Source organism: Caulobacter sp. 05T431, assembly GCF_056665975.1.
Genome location: NZ_JBFTKU010000029.1, coordinates 76248 through 85362, shown reverse-complemented (window position 1 = coordinate 85362; position 9115 = coordinate 76248). Strand labels below are relative to the sequence as shown.

Genomic DNA, 9115 nt, shown 5'->3' with positions numbered 1-9115 from the left:
CTACCGCTCCGACGCCCGCTCCGGCTCCGGCGGCGCCCGCGCCGACGCCGGTCGCGAAGGCCCCGGCCGCCCCGGCCGCCAAGCCCGCCGCGCCGAAGCCGGCGGCCAAGCCCAAGGCGGAAGCCAAGCCGGCCGCCGCCAAGGCCCCGGCCAAGGCCGCCGCCCCCAAGCCGGCTGCGAAGCCGGCCGCGAAGCCMGCTCCCACCAAGGCCGCCGCCCCGAAGGCCGCTCCGGCTGCGAAGGTCGCCAAACCCGCCGCCAAGCCCGCCGCCAGCAAGGCGGMCGCGCCGAAGCCGGCGGCCGCGAAACCGGCGGCGAAAGCCGCTCCGGCCAAGGCCGCCGCCGCGAAGCCGGCCGCGAAGCCCGCCCCCGCCAAGGCCGCTCCCGCCCCGAAGGCGGCCGCCCCGAAGGCCGCGGCGAAACCGGCCGCCGCCAAGGCTCCGGCCAAGGCCGCCGCGCCGAAGCCGGCCGCCAAGCCCGCCGCGAAGCCGGCGCCCGCCAAGGCCGCTGCTCCCAAGGCGGCGCCGAAGCCCAAGGCCGAGGCCAAGCCCGCCGCCGCCAAGGCCCCGGCCAAGGCGGCCGCCCCGAAGCCGGCTGCGAAACCCGCCGCCAAGCCGGCCGCCAAGCCCGCGAAGGCTCCGGCCGCCCCCAAGGCGACCAAGGCCCCTGCGGCAAAGTCGACCGCCAAATCTTCACCCGCGCCGAAGAAGTAGCGTGTAGGCTGGACCCTCGGCGCTTTGGCCGAGGGGTGGGCGAGGACGCGTGGCGACTCCGGTGATCATGGTGCACGGCGCCTTCTGCGGCGGCTGGACGTTCGATGCGTTCCGCCGTCCGTTCGAAGCCGCCGGCCACGTCGTCCAGACCCCGGACCTGCTGGGGCATGGCGACGGGTCGCTGGTGGCCGGCCGCTCGATGGCCGACTACGCCCGGCAGATCGCGGCCCTGTGCCGCGCCTGCGACCAGCCGCCGGTGCTGATCGGCCACTCGATGGGCGGGCTGGTGGCCCAGATGGCGGCGGGCCGCGCGCCCGTCTCGCGTCTGATCCTGCTGGCCCCCTCCCCGCCCTGGGGCGTCTCGGGCGCGACCCTCGAGGAAGCCGCCTCGGCGGTCAGCCTCTACGCCCTGGGTCCCTACTGGCTGCAGGCCGTCGAACCGGACTACGGCGTGGTGCGCCGCTACAGCCTGGACCGCCTGCCCCGCGACCAGCGCAAGGCCCTCTACGCCCGCATGGTCGCCGAGAGCGGCCGGGCGCTGTGGGAGACCCTGAACTGGTTCATGGACCCGTTCATGACCACCAATGTCGGCCCCGTKGGCGCTCCGACCCTGGCGATCGCCGGCGGCCAGGACGTGGTCCATCCGCCGGCCACCGTCCGCCAGACCGCCGCCCGCCTGGGCGGCGCCTGCGAGGTCTTCCCCGCCATGAGCCACTGGCTGCCCGGCGAGCCCGGCTGGGAAGAGGTCGCCGAGACCTGCCTCGACTTCATCGCCAACGAGGATCGCGCKGCCGCCTGAGGTCGCTTCCGACCACCCCGCCGAATGCGGCGGTTTCGCGGCGAACATCCGGTCCATACACGGCGAAGCGGCGCAACTCTGACAGTATAAAAGGCCACGTTGCTTAGAAATTCAGCGATAAAACACTAAAGCAACAAAGCGCCTACACTTCAGGAACCTTGACGCACAGGACGAGTTTCTGGGCCGACGAGGTCTGTATGCACGCTTATACCGACAACCTGCAACKACGCCACGCCGAGGCGCGCGCTTTCGACGAGTCGCGCGGTCTCGACGACGTCGGGCCGCCGCCGGCGCCGCTGGCCATGCCCGACCAGCCGCTGCATCGGCCGGCCCAGCCGGCCCGCTTCGCGGCCGCCCCGGGCCTGGGTCGGCGGCGCGCGGCCCTGGCGGCCTTCTGCGCCGCCTCGACCGGCCTGGCGGTGTCCACGGTGACCTTGGCCATGGCCGAGGACGGGCTGGAGCCGCTGGAGGTCGCACACCTCTCCCTGATCCTGGTGCTGTTCGGCTGGATGGCGTTCTCGTTCGCCGCCAGCCTGGGCGGCCTGTGGCTGTCGCGGCGGCCGGACGCCTGGGAGCGGACCGTGGCCCGGACCTCGCCGCCGCCCCTGACCCGCCGCACGGCCCTGCTGGCGCCGATCTACCACGAGGACGTCGGCCCGTTCTTCGGCCGGCTGGCCGCGATGCGGGCCGGGCTGCACGCCCTGGGCCTGACGCCGATGTTCGACATCGTGGTGCTCAGCGACAGCCGTCGGCCCGAGGTGATCGCCGAGGAACAGCGGGGGTTCGCCGCCTTCCGCCGGGGCGGCGCCGGACCCCGCGCCTACTACCGCCATCGCCCGGAAAACATCGACCGCAAGGCCGGCAACGTCGCCGACTGGGTGCGCCGCCATGGCGGGGCCTACGACCACATGGTGGTGCTGGACGCCGACAGCCTGATGGACGCCCCCACCCTGTGGCGGCTGGCCGCCGCCATGGAGGCCGACCCGTCGCTGGGCCTGATCCAGACCGCCCCGGCCATCGTCGGGCGGCGCACGGTGTTCGGCCGCCTGGAGCAGTTCGCCAACAACCTCTACGGCCCGCTGGCGGCCTGGAGCGTGGCCTGGTGGAGCGGCACCGAGGGCAACTACTGGGGCCACAACGCCATCCTGCGGGTCGAGGCGTTCGCGCATTCCAGCGGACTGCCGCACCTCAAAGGAAGAAAACCGTTCGGCGGCCACATCATGAGCCACGACTTCGTCGAGGCCGCCTTCCTGCGCCGGGCCGGCTGGGGCGTGCGCCTGGCGCCCGCGCCCCTGAACGACGACTGGGGCGGCAGCTTCGAGGAGAGTCCGCCCACCCTGATCGACCACCTGATCCGCGACCGCCGCTGGTGCCAGGGCAACCTGCAGCACCTGGGCGTCCTGGGCGCGAAGGGCCTGCATCCGGTCAGCCGCCTGCACCTGGCGCGCGGCGTGCTGAGCTACGCCCTGGCGCCGCTGTGGATCGCCCTGGTGGTGACCGGCGCCCTGCTGTCGACGCCCGAGGCCGGGACCGGCGACGGGGGCGGCTATCCGATGGCCGGGGCGATCGTCCTGGCCGTCAGCCTGACCTTCGTCCTGGCGCCCAAGCTGCTGTCCTACGGGATGATGCTGTCCGAGGGCCGGGCCCGGCGGTTCGGCGGGGCCTGGCGGGCCCTGGCCAGCGTCGGCCTGGAGACGGTGGCCTCGACCCTGACCGCGCCGATCATCATGGCGGCCCATACCCGGGCCCTGCTGTCGGTGGCCCTGGGCCGCGACGCCGGCTGGTCAGCCCAGCAACGCGACGAGGGCCGGCTGCGCGGCCGCGCGGCCCTGGCCTTCCACTGGCCCGAGATGCTGATCGGCCTGACCCTGGCGCTGATCGGGCCGCTGATGGGCGCCAGCCTGTCGCCGTGGCTGGCGGTGGCGGCCGCGAGCCTGGTCGCCGCCCCGTTCATCGTCTGGTGGACCGCCAGCATCGGCCGCGGCCTGCGCCTGCGCGAGGCCGGCCTGCTGCTGACGCCCGGCGAGCGCGCCGCGCCCCCGTGGGCCTGTCTGTGGGCCTCTCAGTGGGCGGGGGTGAACAGCTTCAGCCCCAGGATGCCCGAGACGATCAGCGCCAGGCAGACCAGCCGTCCGGCCGTGGCCGGTTCCTTGAACAGCAGGATGCCGACGACGGCCGTGCCGACCGCGCCGACGCCGGTCCACACCGCATAGGCCGTGCCCAGCGGCAGCGACTTCACGGCCCAGCCCAGCAGGCCCATGGAGGCCACCAGGCTGATCCCGGTCAGGATGGTGGGGATCGGGCGGGTGAAGCCCTCGGTGAACTTCAGGCCCACGGCCCAGCCGATCTCGAACAGACCGGCGATGAAGAGGATGATCCAGGCCATGACCTGCTCCTGTTGACCTCTTGAAGAGGTGAGCGGGGTCGTCCCCGGAATAAAGGAAAAGGCGCGGGGTCGTCCCCGCGCCTTCTGACTAGATAGGACCATCGGACGGGAGGGCAAGCCTCCCGCCGCCGGCCGCCCCAAAGGCCGCCTTAGCGGCTGGTGGTCGAGTACAGGATCTGGGCCTGCTCGTAGTTCTTGCCGATCGAGCTGTCGTCCAGCTTCTTCAGGCGCATGTAGACCAGGCCGGCGTGGCCGTCGGCCCAGGCGTCGTCCCACGAAACCGTCAGGCGCTTGACGTCGCTGACCGTCAGGTCGTTGCGGATCAGGCGCAGCTGCGGCTTGTTCTCCCAGGTGGCCCAGTCGTGCAGGGCGTTGGCCAGGGCCTGGGCCTGGGCGTCGCCCTGGGCGTACTGGATGGTGACGGTGCAGACGTTCTTGTTCGAGCCGGGGTTGTCGACGGCGATCGAATACGGCTTGCCGATATCCATCACCCACTGCTCTTTCTTCTTCTTCATGCCGGCGGCCTTGGTCAGGGCGGCGTAGTCGCCACCGACCACGCCCGGCTTGCAGACCTTGTCCAGCACGCCCAGCAGCTGCAGCGAGACGGGGTCGGTGGTCGGCGGACCGCGGGTCGGCGCGACATATTCCGGAGCCTGGCCGGCGGGCGGCGCGGCCACGGCCGGCGTGGCCGTCATGGTGTCGGTCGGGGTGGCGGGCGTCTGCGCCGCGGGAGCGGCGGCCGGCGCGGCGGCCGGAGCCGCGGCGGGAGCGGCAGTCGGAGCGGTTTGCTCCTGGGCGACGGCGGTCGAAACCGCGCCGAGGGCAATCAGGCTGGCGAGCGCAAGGCGCATGGTCGAGTTATCCCCGTTAGGCAAGAGGTCGGCATTAAAACCGACAGGCGTTCCCTCGCAACCCTTATGGTGTCGGATTAAGGCGGAGAATGGGTCACAGGTGTAATTTTCTCGCCGGAGGGGTGCGACCCAGCGCCTCAGGGGCGAAACGCAGGCCCTCGCGCCTTCCATCGGGCGCCCCGCATCCTTCCACAGCTGTTTCGTCGCACCCCACAGTCCAGCTCTAGGCGCCCCTCCGGGGTCATGCAACCTTAAGCTACACAATCTGTGCGCGAAGCCTTCAGTGTGGAGAGTAGGCATGTCCATCAAGACCCTCGGCGACGGTGACACCCTTCTGGCCGAGGAGGACGCGCTGAACGCCGCCCCCGACGCGCCGATCGACGCCGACAGCGCCGACAACACCGTCTCGGAAGACGCCGTCACGGGCACGATCGTGGCCGGCCTTTCGCTGGGCTCGGTCGACGCCGACGGCGACACCCTGACCTGGTCGCTGCTGGACGACGCCGGCGGCCGCTTCGCCATCGACCCCGCCACCGGCGTGGTCACCGTCGCCGACGCCGGCCTGCTGGACTTCGAAACCGCCGCCTCGCACCAGATCGTCGTCCAGGTCAGCGACGGGACGGACGTCTCGTCGGAGACCTTCACCATCGCCGTGACCAACGCCGCGCCCGGCGCCCCGACGGACACCGACGCCGCCGACAACACCGTGTCCGAGGACGCCGTCAACGGGACGGTCGTGGCCGGCCTGGCCCTCGCCGCCGCCGACCCGAACGGCGGGACGCTCACCTACAGCCTGACCGACGACGCCGGCGGCCGGTTCGCCATCGACGCCGCCACCGGCGTGGTCACCGTCGCCGACGCCGGCCTGCTGGACTTCGAGACCGCGGCCTCGCACCAGATCGTCGTCCAGGTCAGCGACGGGACGGACGTCTCGTCGGAGACCTTCACCATCGCCTTGACCAACGCCGCGCCAAGCGCTCCGGCGGACACCGACACCGCCGCCAACACCGTGGCCGAAGACGCCGTCAACGGGACCGTCGTGGCCGGCCTGGTCCTCGCCGCCGCCGACCCGAACGGCGGGACGGTGACCTACAGCCTGACCGACGACGCCGGCGGCCGGTTCGCCATCGACGCCGCCACCGGCGTGGTCACCGTCGCTGACGCGAGCCTGCTGGACTTCGACGTCGCCGCCTCGCACCAGATCGTCGTGCGCGCCAGCGACGGGACCGCCAGCTCGGCGACCGACACCACCTTCACCATCGACGTGGCCAATGCGGCCCCGACCGCGCCGACCGATGTCGACACCGCGGCCGACAGCGTCTCGGAAGGCGCGGCGAACGGCGACCTGGTCGGGATCACGGCCTCGGCGACCGAGCCGAAGACCGGCGCGGTCAGCTTCAGCCTGTCCGACGACGCCGGCGGCCGGTTCGCCATCGACGCCGCCACCGGCGTGGTCACCGTGGCCGATGCGAGCCTGCTGAACTTCGAGACCGCGGCCTCGCACCAGATCGTCGTGCGCGCCACCGACGCCCAGGGCGCCTTCTCGAGCCAGGCCTTCACCATCGCCGTGACCAACGTCGCCAACGACGCGCCGGTCGACGGCGACGGCGCGGCCAACACCATCTCCGAGGGCGCGGTGAACGGGGCCGTGGTCTCGGGCCTGTCGCTGAGCGCCGCCGACGTCCACGGCGGCCCGCTGGTCTACAGCCTGCTCGACAACGCCGGCGGCCGCTTCGCCATCAACGCCACGACCGGCGTCGTCACCGTGGCCAACGCCAACCTGCTGAACTACGAGGCGACGATCTCGCACCAGATCGTCGTCCAGGCGGCCAGCGGCTCGGAATCGGCCAGCGCCGCCTTCACCATCGACGTGCTCAACGCCGCCCCCGCCACGCCGACCGACACCAACGGCGCGGCCACCCTGGTCTCCGAGCACGCCACGAACGGGACGGTGGTCGGCGGCCTGACGATCGCCGCGCCCGACCCGCACGGCGGCACGGTGACCTACAGCCTGACCAACGACGCCGGCGGCCGCTTCGCCATCAACGCCACGACCGGCGCGGTCACCGTGGCCAACGCCGGCCTGCTGGACGCCGACACCCAGGCCAGCCACACGATCACCGTCCAGGCGTCGGACGGCCTGCTGACCAGCTCGGGCGCCGTCGTCATCAACCTGATCGACGAGATCGACACCTACTGGACCGGCACGGCGGGCAATGACGGCTTCACCGTGCCCGACGTCCAGGACTGGCAGCTGACGGGCGGCGAAGGCAACGACACCCTGAACGGCGGGGTCGGCGACGACATCATCATCGGCGGCTACGGCGACGACGTCATGACCGGCGGCGGCGGCAACGACACCTTCCTGATCGGCCGCGACGAGGGCTGGGACATCGTCGACGGCGGCGCCGGCACGGACACCATCCGGTTCACCGCCGGCAACCTGGTGGTCAACTTCCGGGGCCTGGCGGGGATCGAGGCCGTCAACACCGGCGGGTTCGCCAACGTTGGCTTCCAGGGCGGCGACCGCAACGACCTGCTGGACTTCAGCGGCGTGGCCAGCACCGGCACGCTCACCATCGCCGGCGGCGAAGGCCACGACACCATCTACGGCACCAACGGGCCCGATATCCTGTACGGCCAGAACGGCAACGACACGATCTACGGCCTGGACGGAAACGACACCATCGTCGGCGGCGAGGGCTACAACGCGCTGTACGGCGGCGGCGCCGCCGACCTGTTCCTGGTCGACGAGACCTCCGGCCAGAACGTCTTCGACGGCGGGGCCGGCTACGACGAGATCCGCGCCACGACCCGCAACACGATGATCGCCATCTCGAGCCTGACCGGCATCGAGAAGATCAGCTCCGGCGGCTTCACCAACGTCCAGATCGGCCTGGCGAACCTTTTGTCCTACGCCAACTGGGACTTCACCAATGTCGAGATCACCGGCGTCACCCAGATCATCGGCGGCAACCAGGCCGACGTCATCATCGGCAGCGCGGGCAACGACGTGATCGACGGCGCGGCCGGTCCGGACACCCTCTCGGGCGGACTGGGCAACGACACCTTCCTCTCGGGCGGCCCGGACAACCGCTACGACACCGTCGACGGCGGAGCCGGCTGGGACAAGCTGCAGGCCAACAGCAACGGCTCGGCCTTCCAGATCGCCTCGATGACCGGCATCGAGGAGATTTCGACCGGCGGCTTCAGCAACGTCCAGTTCATCAGCGCCGCCGGCTCCGAGACCCTCGACCTGCGCAACATCGTCGTGACGGGCAATGTGAGCCTGTTCCACATGAACGCCGGCGACGACACCTTCTACGGCACCGCCGGGGCGGACGTCGTCGATGGCGGCACGGGCAACGACTACATCGACACCGGCGACGGCAACGACACCATCCGGGTCGGCAACAACCAGGGCCTGGATGTGGTCCACGGCGGGGCCGGCTACGACACGGTCGTGGCGGCCGACAGCAACGTCTGGATCATCTACAGCACGCTGGAGGGCATCGAGGCGATCCAGGGCAACGTCTTCTCGGACACCCGGATCATCGGTTCCGACGTCGGCCCCGACAAGGTCGACGTGATCGACCTGCGCAACATCGCCGTCACCCAGGTCGGGATGATCGACGCGGGCCTCGGCAACGACATCGTCTACGGCTCGGCGGGCGCCGACAACGTGGTCAGCAACGGCGGCAACGACCTGATCTACACCGGCGGCGGCAACGACAAGATCAGCTTCTACCAGAGCGCGGGCATCTCCGCGGTCGACGGCGGCGACGGCTACGACACCCTGGTCGCGGCCACGGACTACGCGATCATCAACATCAGTTCGATGACCAGCATCGAGGCCGTCACGGCCGAGAGCGCCAACGGCATCAGCCACACCGGCATGGGCTTCACCGACGGGGCCGACACCTTCGATTTCTCGGGCATCGCGGTGTCGGGCATCACCTTCACCGACCTGCGGGGCGGGGATGACGTCTTCATCGGCTCGTCCACGGGCGAGCGCATCATCGGCGGCCTGGGCCACGATGTGATCACCGGCGGCGGCGGGGCCGACGACTTCGACTTCAACGACGTGGCCGAGATCAACCACGACATCATCACCGACTTCACCAGCGGCGTGGACAAGATCGACCTCGTCAACATCGACACCGACCCATTCAACAGTCTCGACCAGGGCTTCACCCTGATCGGGACGTCGGCCTTCACCGGCGTCAAGGGCCAGCTGCGCTACGACGTCTCCGGCGGGGACGCCACCCTGCAGGGCGACATGAACGGCGACGGCGTGGCCGACTTCTACATCCACGTCCTCGGGGTCACCTCGTTCACGACGAGCGACTTCTTCCTCTAGGCCGCG

Annotated in this window: 5 protein-coding genes and 1 pseudogene; 4 read left to right on the top strand and 2 right to left on the bottom strand. The window is 71.2% G+C overall.

Translation table 11 applies throughout. The features are described from left to right. From AC1U89_RS22305 to mdoH, 3 genes and pseudogenes are all read left to right on the top strand, one after another. Nucleotides 1-713: hypothetical protein (locus AC1U89_RS22305; RefSeq protein WP_479901826.1), on the top strand; the 713-nt coding region annotated here is incomplete at its 5' end. 49 nt (nt 714-762) lie between these two features. Next, entirely contained in the window at nt 763-1512 is a 750-nt protein-coding gene (locus tag AC1U89_RS22300) for an alpha/beta fold hydrolase (RefSeq protein ID WP_479901825.1), read from the top strand. 197 nt (nt 1513-1709) lie between these two features. Beyond that, nucleotides 1710-3542 (top strand): annotated as a pseudogene (mdoH, locus tag AC1U89_RS22295) (glucans biosynthesis glucosyltransferase MdoH); the annotation flags it as partial. Nucleotides 3543-3574: 32 nt separating this feature from the next. Here mdoH and sugE read toward each other — a convergent pair. Both sugE and AC1U89_RS22285 read right to left on the bottom strand, forming a co-directional pair. Continuing rightward, a complete protein-coding gene (gene sugE, locus AC1U89_RS22290; protein ID WP_479901824.1) occupies nt 3575-3898 on the bottom strand; it encodes a quaternary ammonium compound efflux SMR transporter SugE in 324 nt (107 codons plus the stop codon). A gap of 149 nt (nt 3899-4047) precedes the next feature. Then, nucleotides 4048-4749, bottom strand: a complete 702-nt coding sequence (locus tag AC1U89_RS22285) for a hypothetical protein (protein WP_479901823.1) — start codon at nt 4747-4749, stop codon at nt 4048-4050. A gap of 298 nt (nt 4750-5047) precedes the next feature. On the opposite strand from AC1U89_RS22285, the gene AC1U89_RS22280 reads away from it, so the two are divergent. After that, on the top strand, nt 5048-9109 hold the full coding sequence (locus tag AC1U89_RS22280; protein ID WP_479901822.1) for a beta strand repeat-containing protein: 4062 nt from the start codon (nt 5048-5050) through the stop codon (nt 9107-9109). The last annotated feature ends 6 nt before the right edge of the window (nt 9110-9115 follow it).